At 69.7% G+C, this 18,978-nt stretch carries 24 protein-coding genes and 1 pseudogene; 14 read left to right on the top strand and 11 right to left on the bottom strand.

Annotated elements, in window-relative coordinates; all coding sequences use genetic code 11:
- The first annotated feature begins 113 nt into the window (after positions 1-113).
- Positions 114-560 (top strand): hypothetical protein, encoded by a 447-nt coding sequence (locus ACQHIV_RS39380; protein WP_427889428.1) that lies wholly within the window; start codon positions 114-116, stop codon positions 558-560.
- A gap of 64 nt (positions 561-624) precedes the next feature.
- Positions 625-1,014: an N-acetyltransferase family protein gene (locus ACQHIV_RS39375; RefSeq protein WP_427889426.1), complete on the top strand. Its 390-nt coding sequence runs from the start codon at positions 625-627 to the stop codon at positions 1,012-1,014.
- Here ACQHIV_RS39375 and ACQHIV_RS39370 read toward each other — a convergent pair.
- Positions 989-1,645: a TetR/AcrR family transcriptional regulator gene (locus ACQHIV_RS39370; protein WP_427889425.1), complete on the bottom strand. Its 657-nt coding sequence runs from the start codon at positions 1,643-1,645 to the stop codon at positions 989-991. The genes ACQHIV_RS39375 and ACQHIV_RS39370 overlap by 26 nt on opposite strands.
- A 63-nt stretch (positions 1,646-1,708) precedes the next feature.
- Between ACQHIV_RS39370 and ACQHIV_RS39365 the strand changes: the two genes are divergently transcribed.
- Positions 1,709-2,029, top strand: a complete 321-nt coding sequence (locus ACQHIV_RS39365) for a DMT family transporter (protein ID WP_427889423.1) — start codon at positions 1,709-1,711, stop codon at positions 2,027-2,029.
- 107 nt (positions 2,030-2,136) lie between these two features.
- On the opposite strand, the gene ACQHIV_RS39360 is transcribed toward ACQHIV_RS39365, so the two are convergent.
- Entirely contained in the window at positions 2,137-2,781 is a 645-nt protein-coding gene (locus ACQHIV_RS39360; protein WP_427889421.1) for a nucleotidyltransferase family protein, read from the bottom strand.
- Between the two features lie 172 nt (positions 2,782-2,953).
- Complete coding sequence (locus ACQHIV_RS39355; RefSeq protein WP_427889419.1) at positions 2,954-3,589, bottom strand: DUF4245 domain-containing protein; 636 nt, start codon at positions 3,587-3,589, stop codon at positions 2,954-2,956.
- A gap of 69 nt (positions 3,590-3,658) precedes the next feature.
- On the opposite strand from ACQHIV_RS39355, the gene glpX reads away from it, so the two are divergent.
- The 3 genes from glpX to ACQHIV_RS39340 are packed head-to-tail and all read left to right on the top strand — an operon-like array spanning position 3,659 to position 6,107.
- Positions 3,659-4,693, top strand: coding sequence for a class II fructose-bisphosphatase (glpX, locus tag ACQHIV_RS39350; protein ID WP_427889417.1), 1,035 nt, complete (start codon positions 3,659-3,661; stop codon positions 4,691-4,693).
- Complete coding sequence (locus tag ACQHIV_RS39345; RefSeq protein ID WP_427889415.1) at positions 4,690-5,631, top strand: carbohydrate kinase family protein; 942 nt, start codon at positions 4,690-4,692, stop codon at positions 5,629-5,631. Before glpX ends, ACQHIV_RS39345 begins: the two co-directional genes overlap by 4 nt.
- Positions 5,632-5,633: 2 nt before the next feature.
- Positions 5,634-6,107 carry a hypothetical protein gene (locus ACQHIV_RS39340; RefSeq protein WP_427889414.1) on the top strand — a complete coding sequence of 158 codons (474 nt, stop codon included), beginning with the start codon at positions 5,634-5,636 and terminating at the stop codon, positions 6,105-6,107.
- Here ACQHIV_RS39340 and ACQHIV_RS39335 read toward each other — a convergent pair.
- On the bottom strand, positions 6,096-6,764 hold the full coding sequence (locus ACQHIV_RS39335) for a FadR/GntR family transcriptional regulator (RefSeq protein WP_427889413.1): 669 nt from the start codon (positions 6,762-6,764) through the stop codon (positions 6,096-6,098). The genes ACQHIV_RS39340 and ACQHIV_RS39335 overlap by 12 nt on opposite strands.
- Positions 6,765-6,947: 183 nt before the next feature.
- Between ACQHIV_RS39335 and ACQHIV_RS39330 the strand changes: the two genes are divergently transcribed.
- From ACQHIV_RS39330 to ACQHIV_RS39310, 5 genes are all read left to right on the top strand, one after another.
- On the top strand, positions 6,948-8,270 hold the full coding sequence (locus tag ACQHIV_RS39330; RefSeq protein ID WP_427889412.1) for a 2-isopropylmalate synthase: 1,323 nt from the start codon (positions 6,948-6,950) through the stop codon (positions 8,268-8,270).
- On the top strand, positions 8,258-9,034 hold the full coding sequence (locus ACQHIV_RS39325) for an ABC transporter ATP-binding protein (protein WP_427889411.1): 777 nt from the start codon (positions 8,258-8,260) through the stop codon (positions 9,032-9,034). Before ACQHIV_RS39330 ends, ACQHIV_RS39325 begins: the two co-directional genes overlap by 13 nt.
- A gap of 162 nt (positions 9,035-9,196) precedes the next feature.
- The gene (locus ACQHIV_RS39320; protein ID WP_427889410.1) at positions 9,197-9,574 is read left to right on the top strand and encodes a hypothetical protein; all 378 of its coding nucleotides are present in this window, start codon (positions 9,197-9,199) and stop codon (positions 9,572-9,574) included.
- Positions 9,575-9,686: 112 nt separating this feature from the next.
- Positions 9,687-10,055 (top strand): hypothetical protein, encoded by a 369-nt coding sequence (locus ACQHIV_RS39315; protein ID WP_427889409.1) that lies wholly within the window; start codon positions 9,687-9,689, stop codon positions 10,053-10,055.
- Positions 10,055-10,546 carry a hypothetical protein gene (locus ACQHIV_RS39310; protein WP_427889408.1) on the top strand — a complete coding sequence of 164 codons (492 nt, stop codon included), beginning with the start codon at positions 10,055-10,057 and terminating at the stop codon, positions 10,544-10,546. The genes ACQHIV_RS39315 and ACQHIV_RS39310 overlap by 1 nt, the downstream gene beginning before the upstream one ends.
- Here ACQHIV_RS39310 and ACQHIV_RS39305 read toward each other — a convergent pair.
- Positions 10,532-11,227, bottom strand: coding sequence for a DUF1707 SHOCT-like domain-containing protein (locus ACQHIV_RS39305; protein WP_427889407.1), 696 nt, complete (start codon positions 11,225-11,227; stop codon positions 10,532-10,534). The two genes, ACQHIV_RS39310 and ACQHIV_RS39305, sit on opposite strands and share 15 nt — an antisense overlap.
- Positions 11,228-11,320: 93 nt before the next feature.
- Here ACQHIV_RS39305 and ACQHIV_RS39300 point away from each other — a divergent pair, with 93 nt between their 5' ends.
- Together ACQHIV_RS39300 and ACQHIV_RS39295 are read left to right on the top strand one after the other, a co-directional pair.
- Positions 11,321-11,629, top strand: coding sequence for a hypothetical protein (locus tag ACQHIV_RS39300; protein ID WP_427889406.1), 309 nt, complete (start codon positions 11,321-11,323; stop codon positions 11,627-11,629).
- Between the two features lie 77 nt (positions 11,630-11,706).
- Positions 11,707-13,368 (top strand): fumarate hydratase, encoded by a 1,662-nt coding sequence (locus tag ACQHIV_RS39295; protein ID WP_427889405.1) that lies wholly within the window; start codon positions 11,707-11,709, stop codon positions 13,366-13,368.
- Position 13,369: 1 nt separating this feature from the next.
- On the opposite strand, the gene ACQHIV_RS39290 is transcribed toward ACQHIV_RS39295, so the two are convergent.
- Genes ACQHIV_RS39290 through ACQHIV_RS39280 form a run of 3 tightly spaced genes read right to left on the bottom strand, consistent with a single transcriptional unit; the run spans position 13,370 to position 15,622 of the window.
- Entirely contained in the window at positions 13,370-13,528 is a 159-nt protein-coding gene (locus ACQHIV_RS39290) for a hypothetical protein (protein ID WP_380193756.1), read from the bottom strand.
- A 31-nt stretch (positions 13,529-13,559) separates the two neighbouring features.
- Positions 13,560-14,225 (bottom strand): DUF402 domain-containing protein, encoded by a 666-nt coding sequence (locus ACQHIV_RS39285; RefSeq protein ID WP_427889404.1) that lies wholly within the window; start codon positions 14,223-14,225, stop codon positions 13,560-13,562.
- Positions 14,222-15,622 (bottom strand): class II fumarate hydratase, encoded by a 1,401-nt coding sequence (locus tag ACQHIV_RS39280; RefSeq protein WP_427889403.1) that lies wholly within the window; start codon positions 15,620-15,622, stop codon positions 14,222-14,224. Before ACQHIV_RS39280 ends, ACQHIV_RS39285 begins: the two co-directional genes overlap by 4 nt.
- A 79-nt stretch (positions 15,623-15,701) precedes the next feature.
- Between ACQHIV_RS39280 and ACQHIV_RS39275 the strand changes: the two are divergent.
- A pseudogene (locus ACQHIV_RS39275) lies at positions 15,702-16,082 on the top strand (DUF3224 domain-containing protein).
- On the opposite strand, the gene ACQHIV_RS39270 reads toward ACQHIV_RS39275, so the two are convergent.
- From ACQHIV_RS39270 to ACQHIV_RS39260, 3 genes are all read right to left on the bottom strand, one after another.
- Positions 16,067-16,708 (bottom strand): MnmC family methyltransferase, encoded by a 642-nt coding sequence (locus tag ACQHIV_RS39270; RefSeq protein ID WP_427889402.1) that lies wholly within the window; start codon positions 16,706-16,708, stop codon positions 16,067-16,069. The pseudogene ACQHIV_RS39275 and the gene ACQHIV_RS39270 sit on opposite strands and share 16 nt — an antisense overlap.
- Before the next feature lie 9 nt (positions 16,709-16,717).
- Positions 16,718-17,422, bottom strand: a complete 705-nt coding sequence (locus ACQHIV_RS39265) for a hypothetical protein (RefSeq protein WP_427889401.1) — start codon at positions 17,420-17,422, stop codon at positions 16,718-16,720.
- 171 nt (positions 17,423-17,593) lie between these two features.
- The gene (locus ACQHIV_RS39260; protein WP_427889400.1) at positions 17,594-18,925 is read right to left on the bottom strand and encodes a PhoH family protein; all 1,332 of its coding nucleotides are present in this window, start codon (positions 18,923-18,925) and stop codon (positions 17,594-17,596) included.
- Positions 18,926-18,978 lie beyond the last annotated feature (53 nt).

Raw genomic sequence — 18,978 nt, 5'->3', positions numbered from 1 at the left:
CCACCCGAAGCGCGGACAGCCCGAGCCGGCGATTGGTCCGGGCGCAGGTCGAGCGACCACTCGGAGCGGCCGGGTCGAACGGCCCGGGCGAACGGGGCGGGTCGAGCGGTCAGGTGGAGCGGGCGGGTCGAGCAGGCCGGGTCGAACGGCCAGGTCGAGCGGGGCGGGTCGAGCGGGGGCGGCACGAGCAGGCCGAGTCCGGTGGGCGGGTCGAACGGGCCGGGACGAGCGGTCAGGTGGAGCGGGCGGTCGAACGGGAGCGGGTCGAGCAGGCCGGGTCCAGCGGGCGGGTCGAGCAGGCGGGTCCAGCGGGCGGGTCGAACGGGCCGGGACGAACGGCCAGGTCGAGCGGGGCGGTCGAACGGGAGCGGGACGAGCAGGCCGAGTCCGGTGGGCGGGTCGAACGGGCCGGGACGAGCGGTCAGGTGGAGCGGGCGGTCGAACGGGAGCGGGTCGAGCAGGCCGGGTCCAGCGGGTGGGTCGAGTGGGGTGGGTGGAGTGGGAGCTGGCGGGGTGGTTGTTCGGGTGGCTCGGACGGGGGATCTGTTGGGGGCGGCTGAGGCTCGGGTTGCCAGTTGGCGTGGGGCGTTCGCGGGGCTTGTGCCGCAGGGCTTTCTCGACGCGATGGATCCGGTGGCGATCGCCGCCGGGTGGGCCGACAGCATCGCCGCGGGGCGCTCGCGGATCCACGTCGCCGTACGTGGCGACCGCGTCATCGGGTACGCCGGCGTCGGGCCCGAGCGTGACCCGGGAGCGCCGCCGCGCACCGGCGAGCTGTACGCGCTCTTCGTCCACCCGGACCACTGGGGAACCGGCGCCGGGCGCGCCCTGACCGACGCCGCCTGCGCCGACCTGCGGGCCGCCGACTGTGCCACGGTGCAACTTTGGGTGCTCGAGGCAAACACCCGGGCGCGCACGTTCTACACGCGCTACGGCTTCTCCGAAACCGCCGATCGCACCTTCTCCTCGCTCGGAAACCTCCCGGAAATCAGGCTGATCGCCCCCTTGAGGTGAAGGTTCCTGCGCTCAGCAGATCCTTGGCGACAGCCTTCAGGCCGGTCTTCATCCGGTCGAGCCCGAATCCCTGGTTGCGCAACGCGTTGTGCAGGTCGGCGGCCAGCGGTGCCAGCAGGACGTGGGCCGTGTAGTCCGCGTCGAGGTCGGGCCGGGCCGACTCGATCAGGTGCGACAGGTGACGGTGCCAGAGGTGGTACGAGCCGATCCGGTAGCGCGCGCCGTCCGAGGCGTTCTCGCTGTCCATGAACAGCTCGACGTGCCGGTCGAGCAGGTTCAGGTACGCGTCGAGGAACGCCAGCACCCGCACGACCGGCGACGTACCCGGGCCGAGCGGCGGCGGGCCGGTGAGCAGCTTGGCCTGCAACTCCTGCTCGCGCTCGTCGAGCAGCGCGACCGCGAGCCCCGCGCGATCACCGAACCGGCGGAACACGGTCCCCTTCCCGACGCCGGCCTCGGCGGCGATCGCGTCGAGCGAGACGTTCTTCACGCCGTGCTCGGTGAACAACCGCTCGGCCGCCTCCAGCACGCGCAGCCGGTTACGCCGGGCGTCGGCCCGCTCCGGGCGCGGGGCGCCGACGACCGGCAGATCGCGTGGTGAAACGGACTTTGGTCCGGTACTGTCGTCCATGAGACGGACTGTAGTCCGCTCACGGCGTGGGAGGAAGCTTATGAGAGGTGCGGTGGCCGGCTGATGGCATGGATCGTGTTGCTCGCGGCGGCGGCGTTCGAGATCGCGTTCGCGCTCAGCCTGAAGCCGAGTGAAGGGTTCAGCCGGCTGTGGCCGACGCTCGGCGTACTCGTGTTCGGCGTGATCTCGGTGGCATTACTGGCCAGGACCCTGGACAGGCTGCCGGTCGGTACGGCGTACGCGATCTGGACCGGGATCGGATCGGTCGGGGTGGTGACGCTCGGGATCATCCTGTTCCACGAACCGGTGACCCCCGCACGACTGGCCTGCATCGCGCTGATCGTGATCGGCGTCGTCGGCCTCCGCCTGGCCGGAGCCGACTGAGCGGACCTGCGCCACTCAGCAGACCGCGCTCGCGGCTGCCGTGCGCCGCGCTCTGAGCGTGCGGGCGTCGGGGCGGGCAGGGTTGGTGAGTGCCGGCGGTCCGCTTCTCAGCTGGTGGTACGGCGCCGGCGGCGGGCGTAGGCGCTCGGGCGGGTGGGGTGCAGTTCCTCGGCCGGGACCGGCGCGCCGGAGAGCAGCTGATGGTACGTCGACCAGCTCGTCGCCCGCGGCGGAACGTTGCCGATGGCATCGACCCGGGTGACCGGGTGACTGCCGTCCAGGACCGGGTTCCACAGGTCGGCGTCGCTGCGCAGCTCGCGGAGTTCGCCGAACAGCTCGCGGCCGAACCAGCACGGGAAGCTCTCGCCGTCGTCGTACCGGCAGACCCCGATCGGCGTCGCCACCTCCGCGACGAGCGACCAAACCGCGGCGGACGTGATGCCGGGCTGGTCACCGAGCAGTACGACGATCCCGTCGGCGCGCCGGTCGACCGCGTCCAGCGCCGGCACGACCGACGCGCTGCCGGTGTCGGCGTGCGGCGACTCGACCACGCGGACCCCGTCCAGGTCGATCCGGTCGCGGATCTGCCCGGACGCGCTGCCCAGCGTCACGACCAGTTGGTCGAACCCGCACTCCCGCGCCCCGTCCAGCGCCGCGCCGAACAACGTCCCGCCGCGATAGGCCAGCAACTGCCAAGGCGCACCGAGATGTGGTGCGGCGTCCGCGCCCAGCAACAGCCCCGTGATGAACATGACCGGGTCAACTCCCCGGCCGGGATGGCATGCGCATCCGAGACTCGATTCGCTGGTCCCCGAGCGTACAAAGCCGAGCTTCGATGGAAGCGCCTGCTCCGGGCAGGTGTCAACGACCGTCCGGAAAGTGGGCGCGAAAGCCCACGAACTGGTCAATACCGGGCGGTAGCCCTCAGTGCAGCGCGGTGACGAAGGTGGCGAGCGCCGGGTAGCCGGCGTTTCCGGTGACGATCGTGGTGACGCCCGACGTCACCAGGACCAGGGCGTTCTCGTTCTTCCGGTCCAGCAGGACCTTGCGCTGCCAGGTTGCCCCGGCCAGCGTCGCGGTGCCGTCGTCGGCGGTGCGCCCGAGCTTGTCGGCGAGGAACTTCCCGGTCGCCATGTTCGACTGTTCGAGGCCGACGTACATCTTCTTGTCGGTCACGGTGCCCAGGTGCCAGGTGATCGGCTCCTGCTGCGGTGCGAGGAATTCGACGCTGTTCGCGCTCCAGCCGGCCGGCATCGGCTCGGGGCCGCGGACCCACGGCGCGACCTTGCGGGCGTCCTGCAGCTGGGCGGTGTACTCGACCGCCTTCACTTCCTCGTGCTTCGGCCGCCAGGTGACGACGATCAGGAACGCGACCACGGCCAGGCAGATCGCCATCGCGAACACCATGTTGCCGACGGTCTGCGACTTCGCCTTGTCCCGCCGGTACGCCTGCCGGTACTCGTTCGCCTCCGCCTGGATCTGCGCCCGTTCCCGTGCCTTCTCCTCAGCCTTCTCCTGGGCCTCGGCGTCGCCGGGAGCGTCCTGACCTGTCGAACTCATGCCCACAGTGTCTCGCGTTGCGCAATCCGCCCGAACACCGCCCAAGGTCGTTGGCTACGATCCGTGGACATGACGGACCCGACATCGCCACCGGCCCATTTGGAGGTCGAGGCGCACGCGCCCGACCGGAACCTCGCGCTCGAACTGGTCCGGGTCACCGAGGCCGCGGCGATGGCGGCCGGGCGCTGGGTCGGCCGCGGCGACAAGAACGGCGCCGACGGCGCGGCCGTGAACGCGATGCGGACGCTGATCGGCACCGTCGGGATGAACGGCGTGGTGGTGATCGGCGAGGGCGAGAAGGACAACGCCCCGATGCTGTTCAACGGCGAGCAGGTCGGCGCCGGCCAGGGTCCCGAGTGCGACGTCGCGGTGGACCCGGTCGACGGTACGACGCTGGTCGCGAAAGGCATGGCGAACGGGATCGCGGTGATGGCGGTCGCGCCGCGGCACTCGATGTACGACCCGTCCGCGGTCTTCTACATGGAGAAGCTGGTGGTCGGCCCGGAGGCGGCCGAGGTGGTCGACATCCGGCTCCCGGTCGCGGAGAACATCCGCCGGGTGGCGAAGGCGAAGGGCTCCAGCGTCGACGACGTCACCGTCGTACTGCTGGACCGGCCGCGGCACGACGAGCTGGCCAAGCAGATCCGGGCCACCGGCGCGCGGATCAAGTTCATCTCCGACGGCGACGTGGCCGGCGCGGTCGAGGCGGCCCGGCCGGACACCGGCCTGGACATGCTGCTCGGCATCGGCGGTACGCCGGAGGGCATCATCGCGGCCTGCGCGATGAAATGCCTCGGCGGGAAGATCCAGGGCAGGCTCTCGCCGCGCGACGACGCCGAGCGGCAGAAGGCGCTCGAGGCCGGGCACGACCTGGACCGGGTGCTGGACACCGACGACCTGGTCAGCGGCGACGACTGCTTCTTCGTCGCGACCGGCATCACCGACGGCGAACTGCTCCGCGGCGTCCGGTACGGCCGCTCGACGGCCCGCACCCACTCGCTGGTGATGCGCTCCCGGAGCGGCACGATCCGCTCGATCGAGAGCGTCCACCAACTGGAGAAGCTCCGCGCCTACTCCGCCATCGACTTCGAGCACGCCCGATGAGCGCACCCGTCCTCGTCATCGGCGAGGCTCTCGTGGACATTGTCGGTACGGCGGTCAAGCGCAACGGCAACGGGAAGAGCAAGGCGACGCCGGGCGGGTCGCCCGCGAATGTGGCGGTCGGGTTAGCGCGGCTCGGGGTGCCGACCGAGTTGGTGACGCGGTTCGGGACGGACGGGTACGGCGATCAGCTCGGCGCGCACCTGTTCGGGAACGGCGTACAGCTCGCGCCCGGGTCCGTCGACCCGAACTTCCGGACCAGTACGGCGACCGCGACGCTCGACGCGGAGGGTGTCGCCACGTACCAGTTCGACATCTCCTGGGAGCCGCCGGCGCTGTCGCTGTCGCGCGGCTGCCCGGCCGTGCACACCGGGTCGATCGCGACCGTGCTCGAGCCCGGTGCGGCCGCGATCCGGGCGTTCCTGGAGTCGGTGGCGGACCAGCCCGTGACCGTGACGCTGGACCCGAACGCGCGGCCGAGCATCACGCCGGACCCGGTCTCGACGTGGGCCGCCGTACGGCAGCTGGCCGCGGTCAGTGATCTGGTGAAGCTGAGCGACGAAGACTGCGAGTTCCTGCGTCCGGGGATGGAACCGGCCGATATCGCCGCCGAGCTGCTGACAGTGGAGCGGACGCAGTGCGTGGTGATCACCCGGGGCGGCAAGGGCGCGCTCGGGGTCAGCCGGGACGGGCAGGTGGACGTGATCGCGCCGGCGATCACCGTCGTCGACACGGTCGGCGCCGGTGACTCGTTCATGGCCGCGCTGATCGCGGGCCTGGAGCAGCGCGGGCTGCTCGGCGAGCGGCGGCTGGCCGGGCTGACGACCGAGGACCTGCACGACATCGTCGAATACGCCGTACGCGCGGCGGCGATCACCTGCACGCGGAACGGCGCCGACCCGCCGACGGCGGCCGAGTACACGGCGACCTGGGGTTCCTGACGGTGTCCGTCGAGGCGTGGTCCGCCGAGCTGGAGTCCAAGGGCAGTGTGGACTTCCCGCCGCGCCGGAGCAGGTTGTGGGTGCGGCTGTTCGGGTTCGGCCTGCTGATGCTGCTGTCGGCGTGGACGAACGTCGACCACCTGCGCGCGGACGGCGTGTCCGGCGCGCTCGGCGTACTGCGGCTGACCGCGCTCGCGGCGTTCGTCTACGGGACCGGACTGACCGGGTGGCAGCTGGTCACGAACCGCCCGGTCGTCACGGTGAACGCCGAGGGCATCACCCGCGGCCGGAGCCTGCCCTGGTCGGGCATCACCGGCATCGACGAACCGGCCGGCCTCCCGCTCGCGCGCACGGTCCAGGTCCGCCCGGCGGACCGGCGTACCCGCCCGATCTCGATCTCACAGGACAACGTCGAGGACCTGGACGCCCTGGCACCCTGGCTGCGCTCGCTGCACCGGCAGCACTTAACGGACTGAGCTTCGTACGGCGCTGAGGTGCTCGCGGGAGCGGGCTGCCGCGAGCTCCAGGTCCTTCGCGCGGATCGCCTCCGCGATCGCCTCGTGCGCCGCCTGGTCGTGCCGGTGCCGGTGCTCGTCGTCGAGCTTGAGCATGTCGATCATCGCCCGCCGGATCCGCGGCACGAACGTGTCGAACAGCTCGGTCAGTACGGCGTTGTGCGCGGCCGTCACGACCGCCCGGTGGAACGCGAGGTCGGCCTCGATGTACCAGTCGTCCGGCGCGTTCGCGGCCGCCCGTTCGCGGTCCGCGAGGGTGTAGCGGAAGTTCTTCAGGTCCCCCGGCGTACGGCGGGACGCGGCCAGCCGGGCGGCCTCGGTCTCGATCGCCAGCCGGCCTTCGAGTACGTCGGTGATGTCCGCCTTCCGCAGGACCTTGTCCCAGTCCTCGGCGGCCTGCAGCGCGATCACGAACACGCCCGCGCCCTGGCGGCTCTCCAGCACCCGCCGACCGGCCAGCTCGCGGACGGCCTCCCGGATCGTCGACCGGCCGACGCCGAGCTGGGCGGCCAGCGTGGTCTCGCCCGGGAGCTTCGTGCCGAGCGTCCATTCCCCGCTGCCGATCCGGCGCAGCAGCTCCTCGGCGGCCTGCTCGGCGAGTGGGTGTCGGCGGATCATGCGGGCAAGAATAGCGGGACCCGGGTTGTCAGCTTGTCTGAGGAGTTGGTAGCGTGCTCCGCATGCGCTTGCTCCCGGGTCTCCTTCTTCTTCGCCGCCACGGCGGGAGCTGATTCGACCGGCGCTCCCTTCGTGGAGTGCAGTCGTCCGCCGGTCCTCCGACAGGTTTGGAAGGACCTTCGCATGAACCGTCAGCAGCCCTCCCCGATGCCCAGCCACCGTTATCGCGACATCTTCGCCAAGGTCCCGGTCGCCCCCGTCGACCGCACCTGGCCGGACCGCCGGATCACCGCGGCGCCGCTGTGGGTCCCGGTCGACCTCCGGGACGGCAACCAGGCGCTGGCCGAGCCGATGGACCCGGAACGGAAGCGCGAGTTCTTCGAGCTGATGGTTGCCATCGGCTACAAGGAGATCGAGGTCGGGTACCCGTCCGCGTCGCAGACCGACTTCGACTTCGTCCGCCTGCTGGCCACCTCGGATCTCGTGCCGGACGACGTGACGATCGTCGTCTTCACGCCGGCCCGGCCCGACCTGATCGCCCGGACGGTCGAGTCGGTCGCGGGGATGAAGGGTGACGTGGTCATCCACATGTACGCCGCGACCGCGCCGGTGTGGCGGGACGTCGTACTGCGCAAGTCCCGCGACGAGCTGGCGTCGATGATCTACGCCGGGTCGGAGGAGATCCAGCGGCTGGCCGGCGACTCGGTGCGGTTCCAGTTCTCGCCCGAGGTGTACAACCTGACCGAGCCGGACTACGTGCTCAAGCTCGCGGACCGGCTCACCAAGCAGTGGGACGCGGCGCCGGAGCGGCCGGTGATCCTGAACCTGCCCGCGACGATCGAGGCGGCGACGCCGAACGTGTACGCCGACCAGATCGAGTACATGCACCAGAACCTGCCGCGCCGGGACGGGGTCATCCTGTCGGTGCACCCGCACAACGACCGCGGAACGGGCATCGCCTGCGCGGAACTCGCCGTACTCGCCGGGGCGCAACGCGTCGAAGGCTGCATCTTCGGCAACGGCGAACGGACCGGGAACGTCGACATCGCCACGCTCGCGCTCAACCTGCACGCGCAGGGCGTCGACCCGATGATCGACTTCTCCGACATCGACGGGATCCGCGCGGTGGTCGAGCACTGCACGCGGATGCCGATCCATCCGCGGCACCCGTACGTCGGGGAGCTCGTGTACACGGCGTTCTCGGGGACGCACCAGGACGCGATCCGGAAGGGTTTCGCCGTTCAGGACGACGGGTTGTGGGAGGTGCCGTACCTGCCGATCGACCCGGCGGACGTGGGGCGCGGGTACGAGGCCGTCGTACGCGTGAACAGCCAGTCCGGTAAGGGTGGGATCGCGCATGTGCTGGAGTCTGTGTACGGAATCAAGCTGTCCGACGAGCGGGAGTTCGCGCGGCACGTGCAGCGACGGACGGACGAGACCGGGCGCGAAGCGACCGCTTCGGAGCTGAAGGCGTTGTACGAGGAGGTTTACGGGTGCTCGAACTGAAGGACGTCGACTTCGTCCGGGACGGCAAACTGCTGCTGTCCCGGGTGACGCTGACCGTCGGCGAAGGCGAGCGGTGGGCGCTGCTCGGCCCGAACGGCGCCGGCAAGAGCACGATGCTCGGCCTCTGCGGCGCCGTCACGCACCCGACCCGCGGCACGGTCGAGATCCTCGGCCGGCGTCTCGGTACGGTCGACATCCGCACGCTGCGGGAGTCCATCGGTCACGTCAACCCACGGCACCCGCTGCGGTCGCCGCTGAGCATCCGGGACGTCGTACTCACCGGACTCACCGGCACCATCGAGCGGATGCCGCGCTGGGAGCCGGCGCCCGCCGAGTCCGCCCGCGCCGCGGAACTGATCGACCTCCTCGGCGTCACCGCCCTCGCCGACTCCCCCTGGACCACCATCTCCCAAGGCGAACGCGGCCGCGCCCTGATCGCCCGCGCCCTCATCTCCGACCCCCAACTCATGCTCCTCGACGAACCGTCCACCGGCCTCGACGTCGCCGCCCGCGAACAACTCCTCGAGGTCCTCGACCACATCCACACCACCCACCCCCACCTCGCCTGGCTCCTCGTCACCCACCACCTCGAAGAACTCCCCACCTGCACCACCCACGCCGCCCTCATCCGCAACGGCCAACTCCTGGCCGCCGGCCCGGTCGACGAAGTCATCACCACCCCCCTCATCTCCCAAACCTTCGCCCACCCCATCACCATCACCCACCACTCCGGCCGCTGGACCGCCACCACAACCCGCCACTGAGGACTTTCCGAAACCCGGCGCGGCCTGTCATCCTTGGCCATCGATCGACCGCCTGGGGGAAACATGAGCGTGATGGGCGAACGCCTGCCCGAGGCCTGGATGGTCGAGTGGGCTCGGAATCGGCGGGTCGAGTTTCCGATTCGTCGATGGTGGTTTCTGCTGATGACGTTGATGTTCCTCGGGATCGCGTGCGGCCCGCTGGTTCACCTCGCGGGGGTTCTCGACCGGCCGGGATGGCGGTACGTCGGGTACCTGGGGATCGCGGGGTACGTCGGAGTCGCCTGCTTCGTCGCGTGGACCGCCGTCACCCAGCGCCCGTACGTCGTCGTGGACCACGCCGGCGTACACGTCGGCCGTCGCTCCATGGCGTGGACCGACGTCGGCTCCATCGGACTCGTCGGTCGACCCGCCCGCCAGCTCCCGATCCACCCGAAGAACGTCTGGGCCAAGGACCTTGTCATCACCCGGCAGCACGTCAACGATCTGGAGTCTTTCCGGACTTGGCTCGAGGGTGTGTTGGGTGCGGCGCGTGATGGGTGACGGGTCCCCTGAGAGCTGGGCTGCTGAGCTGAGGCGGGTTGGGCGGGTTGTGTTTCCGATCCGGCGTGAAGCGCTGTTCCGGCAGACCCTGCCTGCTCTTTTCCTTCTGGCAATGCTGGGGCTGATCCAGTTGCCGCATGCTCTGCGCAGCGGCGGGGGGCTGCGTGTTCTGGCGATCGTGGTGACGGCGGCCGTGCTGGTCGGTGTGTGCGTCTCCGGCTGGCAGCTGGTCACCCTGCGGCCGGTGCTGACCGTCGACGCGGCCGGTGTCCGGGTCGGGCGACGGCGGTTCGTGGCGTGGCACGAGATCGCCGGCATCACCGAGCTGAGCCGCGACGGCTTCCGCGTCGTACCGCGCGGTCGCAGGCGCAAGCTCCGGATCGATGAGCAGTACGTACGCGACGTGGCGGCGTTCCGGTGGTGGCTGGGTGACCTGGTTGACAAGCAGCGGGCGGGCGTGGGGGAAGGATGCGTGGACTGATGCGGGACATGGGGGACGCCACGGCGGACGTTTGGGCCGCAGAGCTGCGTCGTACCGGGCGAGTGGTGTTCCCGTTGCGGCGGCGGTGGACACTCCTGCTGGTGCCGCTCCAGATATTGCCACCCCTGCTGATTCTGGGTCTGCTGCTCCGCGCGGCGCCGCCACCCGGGGTCGTCGACGTCCTCGTCGTGGCAGCGGTGTACGCCGTCCTGATCGGCATCAGGCTCTACCAGCTGATCGTGCAGCGGCCCGCCGTGGTGGTGGACCGCGACGGGATCCGGTACGGACGACGGAAGTTCCTGCCCTGGAGCGCGATCGGAGGACTCGGAGTCGTCATCGGGCCACCGTTGGGACGATCGTTCCTGGTGATCCGCCGGGACCTGACGAGCAAGAACGTGCGGCTCTACCAACAGAACATTCGCGACCTCCCGGAGTTCCGCCGCTGGCTGGGGGCCTTGTTGATGGAGCGGCAGGGCTCAGGTCAGGCCTAGGCGTTTGCTGAGGCGGGGGCCTCGTTTGATCTTGATTTCGCCGAGGATGGCGGTGCCGCGGATGTGGAAGCGTTTGGGGGCGGTCGGCTGGGCGTTCGGGTCGGGGACGGCTTTGAGGCCGGCTTCCTGTTCGGTGACGGAGCCGAGGATGGGGTTGCTGTCGAGGAGGACGACGGCGTTCTGCGGGACGCGGATCTTGACGTCGGCGAGGATCGACTTCACGTCGATCTGGATCTCGTCGTACGGGATCTGCGCCTCGGTGTAGTCCAGCGTCACGTCGCCGAGGACCGCGTTGACCTCCTGGCGCTGCGGGACCAGCCAGCTGCCCATCCGCTTGGTCTCCGACATGAACACGTTGATCACCGGCCCGGTCTCCACCATCGCGCCGCTGTACTGCGGGGTGGTGGCCGGGACGCCCTGGGTCGCGCCGGGCGCGCGGGGGCCGTTGGGCAGGTCCACGGTCAGCTCGACGAGGTCGCCGTACGTCTTGGAGGCGTACAGCGTCTCGAGCCGCTCCTCCAGTTCGGAGTACGACAACCGGCCCTCGCCGGCGGCGTCGCGCAGTACGTCGGCGACCTCCTCCCGCTCGAGGTCCGACACCCGCCGCAGCAACGCCGGATCGACCTGCGCCGGCACCGCGTCCTGCGGTCGGTTCTCCTGGGGAACGTCATCCTGAGCCACGTCAGAAACCATACGCGCGCCCACCCCCACCCGCAGACCGGTTGTCTCCCCGATTCACCCCTGAACCGTCCCCTGACCCGCATACTGTCCGCCATGGACTGGGGTGGAGTACGCCGCGCACGGCAGTTGGCTGGTTTGTACCTGGTCGCCTTCGCCGGGCTCTGGGGAGGACTGGCGTGTGTGCTCGCCGCGCAATTGACGGGGGTGAAGCAGCTAGCGCTCGGCGGCTTCGTGTTCTCCGGGAGTGTGATCACCATGTTCGTTCTCGCGTCGGCGCTGCGCGACCACGTGCCGCCACCGACCGGCCGGTTGGCGGCGATGTCGAGCAACAGCACTCGCGCCTATCGGCGACTGACGGTGGGGGTTGAGCTTGGGCGGGCTTGGCGGGTGTTGGTGAAGTAACACGGGGGGTGGCGGGCCGGACGGCTGGTGAGAACTAGGCTTGGAGCGTCCAGTCCAGTTTGTGTGGAGGTATTTCGGTGTCTGCGGACTTCAACTACTCCGAGCTGTTGCCGTTGGGTGCTGATGGGACGGAGTACCGGCTGCTGACGACCGAGGGTGTCAGTACGTTCACCGCCGGCGACCGGACCTTTCTCCAGGTGCAGCCCGAGGTGTTGCGGCAGTTGACCGCGGAGGCGATGCACGACATCTCGCACTACCTGCGGACCGCGCACCTGGAGCAGTTGCGGCGGATCATCGACGACCCGGAGGCGTCCGGGAACGACCGGTTCGTCGCGCTCGACCTGTTGAAGAACGCGAACATCTCCGCGGGCGGCGTACTGCCGATGTGCCAGGACACCGGTACCGCGATCGTGATGGGCAAGAAGTCCGAGGGTGTGCTGACCGGCGCGGTCGACGAGGAGTGGATCAGCCGCGGCGTGTACGACGCGTACACCAAGCTGAACCTGCGCTACTCGCAGATGGCCCCGCTGACCATGTGGGACGAGAAGAACACCGGCTCGAACCTCCCGGCGCAGATCGAGCTGTACTCCACCCCGCAGCACGGCGACCCGGCGTACAAGTTCCTGTTCATGGCCAAGGGCGGCGGCTCCGCGAACAAGTCGTTCCTGTACCAGGAGACCAAGGCGGTCCTGAACCCGAACCGGATGCTGGAGTTCCTGGACGAGAAGATCCGGTCCCTCGGTACGGCGGCCTGCCCGCCGTACCACCTGGCGATCGTCGTCGGCGGTACGTCGGCGGAGTACGCGCTGAAGACCGCGAAGTACGCCTCCGCGCACTACCTGGACACGCTGCCGACCGTGGGATCGCCGGTGGGGCACGGGTTCCGGGACGTGGAGCTCGAGGAAGAGGTCTTCAAGCTCACGCAGGAGTTCGGGATCGGGGCGCAGTTCGGCGGGAAGTACTTCTGCCACGACGTGCGGGTGATCCGGCTGCCGCGGCACGGGGCGTCCTGCCCGGTCGCGATCGCGGTGTCCTGTTCGGCGGACCGGCAGGCGCTGGCGAAGATCACGCCGGAGGGGGTGTTCCTGGAGCAGCTGGAGAAGGAGCCGGCGCGGTTCCTGCCGGACACCACCGACGAGCACCTGGACGACTCCGAGGTGGTCCGCGTCGACCTGAACCGGCCGATGAGCGAGATCCGCGCGGAGCTGTCGAAGCTGCCGGTGAAGACCCGGCTGTCGCTGAACGGGCCGCTGGTGGTGGCGCGGGACATCGCGCACGCGAAGATCCAGGAGCGGCTGGACGCCGGCGAGGAGATGCCGTCGTACCTGCGGGACCACGCGGTGTACTACGCGGGCCCGGCGAAGACGCCCGAGGGGTACGCGTCGGGGTCCTTCGGGCCGACGACGGCGGGGCGGATGGACGCGTACGTCGACCAGTTCCAGGCGGCGGGTGGTTCGTTCGTGATGCTTGCCAAGGGCAATCGGTCGGCGAAGGTGACGGCGGCGTGCAAGGAGCACGGCGGGTTCTACCTCGGGTCGATCGGCGGGCCGGCGGCGCGGCTGGCGCAGGACTGCATCAAGTCGGTCGAGGTGATCGAGTACCCGGAGCTCGGGATGGAGGCGATCTGGAAGATCCAGGTCGAGGACTTCCCGGCGTTCGTCGTGGTGGACGACAAGGGAAACGACTTCTTCACCGACACGAGGAAGCCGGTTCCGTTGACGGTCCGCCCCCGAAGCTGATTCAGCCTGCCTTCGTCTCTACTTCTTCGGGGAGTTTGAGGAGGAGGGCCTTGGCGGCGCGGACGAGGTCTGCCTCGTTGTGGCCGAAGGCTTGGAGGTAGCACCCAAGGGCCGAGCGCAGCATCTGAAGCTCCTCGGCCTGCAGCTCGATGGTGTACATACCTCCAAGCTAATCCCGCACCCACCAGTTGTCAGCTGTGCAGCTCCGCCGCGATCAGCGCCGGCTGGTGGGTCGTCGGCGCGCCCGGCACCCGCCACCCGACCGGCGCCACCCACTCCTGCCAGTCCTCGGAGAACGGCGCCACCCACGCCTCCACGTCCCGGATCGCCGCCCACGCGTCCGCCACGATCTGCTCCGCCTCCGCAGGCGTGTGGCGCCCCGCGGTCACCGCCCCATCCAGCTCGTCCTCGTCCTTCCACTCGATGCTGCGGTCAGGGTTGATCCACAGATCCAGGACATGGTCCACGGTGCTCGTACGCCGCCCCGCGAGATCGCGAACGTGTTCCCGCTCCAGGTTCACGTACCACCCGCTGAACGTCCCGTCGGCGTCCCAGAAGTACCAGACCGACCACGGCTTCCCGACCGGCGACGCCTTGAGGATCCCGGTCCCGCGCCACACGTCGAGCTTCAGCACCCGGTCCGCGGTGAACATCGCGATCGGACCGGCGTCCCGCGTCTCCCGGCCGTCGGCCAGGACCGGTTTGAGCAGCGGCGTTCCGGGCGCGAGCCAGGCGACCAGCCCGTCGGCGTCGTCGCGGACGACCGTCATCGGCCGTACGTTCGGCAGGTCGGCGTGCTTGCCGCGGCCCTCGTACACCCACTCGATCGTCGTCCCCGGCTCCCAGTACTCCGTCACGAGCCGGGCCGGGTCATCGACAGTACGTCGAGGGCCGCGTCGAGCTGCTCCTCGGTGAGGTCTCCCTTGTCGACGTGACCGTTCTCGATCACGACCTCGCGGATCGTTTTCCCTTGTTTCAAGGCACTCTTGGCGACCGCGGCGGCGTTCTCGTACCCGATGTAGCGGTTCAGCGGGGTGACGATCGAGGGCGACGACTCGGCGAGCGCACGGGCGTGGGCGACGTTCGCGGTGATGCCGTCGACGCAGCGGTCGGCGAGCAGCCGGGAGCTGTTCGCCAGCAGTGTGATCGACTCGAGCAGGTTGCGGGCGATCACCGGGAGCATCACGTTCAGCTCGAAGTTGCCGCCGGCACCGGCCACGGTGATCGTGGTGTCGTTGCCGATCACCTGCGCGGCGACCATCAGCGTCGCCTCGCAGATCACCGGGTTCACCTTGCCGGGCATGATGCTGGACCCGGGCTGCAGGTCCGGCAGCGCGATCTCGCCGAGCCCGGCGCGCGGCCCGGAACCCATCCAGCGCAGGTCGTTGCAGATCTTGGTCAGGCTGACCGCGACCGTCTTCAGCTGACCGGACAGCTCGACCAGCCCGTCGCGGGCACCCTGCGCCTCGAAGTGGTCCTCGGCCTCGGACAGCTCCAGCCCGGTCCGCCGGTTCAGCTCGGTGATCACCGCGGCCGCGAACCCGGGTGGCGTGTTGATCCCGGTGCCGACCGCCGTACCGCCCAGGGGCAGCTCGGCGACCCGCGGCAGCGTGGCGCGCACCCGGGACGCCCCGCGCCGGATCTGCTGCGCATACCCGTCGAACTCCTGGCCGAGCGTCACCGGCGTCGCGTCCATCAGGTGCGTCCGCCCGGACTTCACCACCTCGGCGAACTCGGATCCCTTACGGGCAAGGGAATCCGCGAGATGCTCCAGCGCCGGCAGCAGCTCCTGCACGACGCCCGCGGTGGCCGCGACGTGGATCGCCGACGGGAACGTGTCGTTGCTGGACTGGGACGCGTTGACGTGATCGTTCGGGTGTACGTCGGCCCCGAGCGCGCGGGTCGCCAGCGTGGCCAGCACCTCGTTGACGTTCATGTTCGTCGACGTACCGGAGCCGGTCTGGAAGACGTCGATCGGGAACTCGCCGTCGAACTCCCCCGCGGCGACCTGGTCCGCGGCGGCGACGATCGCGTCCGAGCGATCCGCGTCGAGCACGCCGAGCGCGGCGTTCACGACCGCGGCGGCGGCCTTGATCTGCGCCAGCGCGTGCACCAGCTCCGGCGCGAGCGGCCGTCCCGAGATCGGGAAGTTCTCCACCGCGCGCTGTGTCTGCGCCCGCCACAACGCGTCCCGAGGCACCTTCACCTCGCCCATCGTGTCGTGCTCGATCCTGAACTCCGCGTCATCACCCATACCTGCAGAGTACGTCGATCGGACTTGTCGGAACCGGCTGATAGACAAGCTGTGGACAACACCACAGGAGGGGTACGGCATGAAGTTCAGCCAGTCGTTCGAGATCACCAAGTGGGAGCAGGCGGCCTACGACGAGGCCGGCACGATCCAGCTCGGCCGGGCCAGCGTGGGCAAGACGTTCACCGGCGGCGAGCTCGAGGGGACGAGCACGGCCGAGCTGCTGATGGCGGGGACGGCGGACGGACCGGCGGCGTAAACGGCACTGGAGCGCTTCACCGGGACGCTCGGCGGGCGGAAGGGCTCGTTCGTGATGTTGCACGGCGCGTCAGCCGACCAGAACGGCGCACCGGGCAACATCGTCGCGGCCGAGGGCGACCTGGCGGGCTTGACCGGCACCGTGCTCTACGAGCACCTGGAGGACGGCTCGCCGCAGGTCACGGTCGACTACGAGCTGCCCTGATAGACGTAGTACAGCTCGTCCCGGCCCTGGAGCCGCACCGGGACGGGCTTCACGTCGCACGCGCTGAAGACGGTCTTGACGGCTGATTCCAGGGCGGGTGACGCGGCGGACGACCAGACCGTGAGGACGCCGCCCGGGCGGAGCTTGGCGTGGCAGGTGGTCAGGAAGTCGGACGTGTAGATGGCGGAGTTCTCGTTGTAGACAAGGAAGTCCGGGCCGTTGTCCACATCCAGCAGGATCGCGTCGACGGACGCGCCGGGGAGGTCGGCGACCACGGCCCGGACGTCCCCGACGACAACCGCGACCCGCGGGTCGTCGAGGACCGACGGCACCAGGCCGGCGCGCATCCACGCCACCAGGTCCGGCTCGATCTCGGCGACCATCACCTCGCCGAGCCGCTCGTCGGCCAGCAGCGCGCGGACGGTGTACCCGAGCCCGAGCCCACCCACGAGCACCCGGTCAGGATGCCGTACGGTCGCCAGCGCCGCCGCCGCCAGGAGCTCCTCGCTGGACGTCTCCTGGTCGTCCATCACGAACACGCCGTTGACGCGCAGCTCCAGTGCCCCGTCCTCGCGGTGACGCAGTACCAGCTCACCACGCTCACTGGTTGCCCGTGCCAGCTCCATGCCCGCTGACTAGTACCAGTTCTTGGCCACGGAGTGGGCCCAGGCGCCGCACGGGGAGCCGTACGTCGCCTCGATGTAGTCGAGACCCCACTTGATCTGGGTGACCGGGTTGGTGCGCCAGTCGGAGCCGTACGCCGCCATCCGGTTGCCGGGGAGGGCCTGCGGGATGCCGTACGCCGAGGACGTCGGGTTGGCCGCGCTGACCTTCCAGCGGGACTCCTTGTTCCAGAGCTTCTCCAGGCAGCTGAACTGGCCCTGGCTCCAGCCGTGGTCGGGGAGGAGGTTCATCGCGACCTCCTTCGGCGTGCCCGCGTACTTCTTCCGCTCGGCGTCCCGGCTGGCGCGCTCCTCGCTCGACGAGCGGGCGGCGCGGGCCAAGGCCTCGTCGCGTTTGCGCACGATGTTCTTGGCCGCCATCTTCTGGTCGGCCGCGTTCTGCAGCACTACCTGCTGCTGCGCGATGGCCTCGACCTGGTTCCGCATCCGGACCGCGTCGGCGGCCGCAGTGTCGGCGGCACTCTTCGGCATGGTGGACGGCTTGTCGTCACTGGCCAGGACCTTGCCACTGTTGAGGACGGCCATCTCGGCCCGCCCGGACACCTGTTCCGACGCACTACTGCTCCCAGGAGAGCTGAAGAGGTCGACACCGGCGACAACGGAGACCACGGCGATTCCGGTTACTGCAAGAACCGCGACGGAGCGCTTCGCTTTCATCTGTCCTTCCGAGAAACCCGACCCCCGTCGGCTGCAACGAGAACATACTCTGGCGTAAACCGTCCGTGATCACAAGCAGGTCACGAAACAACGGCGCGGCCGCCGCGTGGCGACCGCACCGTTCTTACCTTTGCTTTACAGACAGTTATGACCGAAGTACCCCGATGCTCCTTACAGCTGAAGGTCGTCCAGCATCTCGGTGACCAGCGCCGCGATCGGTGAGCGCTCCGAGCGGGTCAGCGTGACGTGCGCGAACAGCGGGTGGCCCTTCAGCTGCTCGACCACCGCGACCACGCCGTCGTGCCGGCCGACCCGCAGGTTGTCCCGCTGGGCGACGTCGTGGGTGAGCACGACCCGCGAGTTCGCCCCGACCCGGGACAGCACCGTGAGCAGCACGTTCCGCTCCAGCGACTGCGCCTCGTCGACGATCACGAACGCGTCGTGCAGCGACCGGCCGCGGATGTGCGTCAGCGGCAGCACCTCGAGCATGCCGCGGTCGATGACCTCGTCGATCACGTCACTGCTGGTGAGCGCGCCCAGCGTGTCGTACACGGCCTGTGCCCACGGCTGCATCTTCTCGGACTCGCTGCCCGGCAGGTACCCGAGCTCCTGGCCGCCGACCGCGAACAGCGGCCGGAAGACGACCACCTTCTTGTGCTGGCGGCGCTCCATCACCGACTCCAGGCCGGCGCACAGCGCGAGCGCGGACTTGCCGGTACCGGCGCGGCCGCCGAGCGAGATGATCCCGACGTCGGGGTCCAGCAGCAGGTCGAGCGCGACCCGCTGCTCGGCGGACCGGCCGCGGATCCCGAACGCCTCCCGGTCGCCGCGGACCAGCCGGACCCGCTTGTCCGGCATCACCCGGCCGAGCGCGCTGCCCCGGTCGGACAGCAGCACCAGCCCGGTGTGGGTCGGGAACTCGCCGGCCTCCGGCAGCTCGACGGCACCGTCCTCGTACAGGTCGTCCACGACCTGGGTGCCGACCTCGAGCTCGGCCATCCCGGTCCAGCCCGACTCCAGGGTCAGCTCGGCCCGGTACTCCTCCGCCTGCAGGCCGCACGCCGACGCCTTGACCCGCATCGGCAGGTCCTTCGAGACCAGCGTCACGTCCTTGCCCTCGGCCATGAAGTTGCAGGCCACGGCCAGGATCCGGCTGTCGTTGTCGCCGAGCCGGAAACCGGCCGGCAACGTCTGCGGGTCGGTGTGGTTCAGCTCGACCCGGAGCGTTCCGCCTTTCTCCCCCACTGGCAGGGGTGCGTCCAGCCGTCCGTGCAGGATCCGGAGCTCGTCGAGCAGTCGCAGTGCGGTACGGGCGAAGTAGCCGAGTTCCGGGTGATGCCGTTTGGCCTCCAATTCGGTGACGACGACCACCGGGACGACGACCTCGTGCTCGTCGAACCGCAACATCGCGTGCGGGTCGGAGAGGAGCACCGAGGTGTCCAGCACGAAGGTGCGCTGGTCCGGTGTTGATGAGGTACTTGACGCCTTGGCGTGGATGGCCATGTCGCACGTCCTCTTCTAGGCCGTGACGTACACCCTCGCCCCGGCCCGCCAGT

Origin of the sequence: Kribbella polygonati (genome assembly GCF_050320105.1) — a bacterium.
In the GTDB taxonomy this organism is placed as follows: domain Bacteria; phylum Actinomycetota; class Actinomycetes; order Propionibacteriales; family Kribbellaceae; genus Kribbella.
This window is presented reverse-complemented; position numbering and strand designations above follow the sequence as displayed.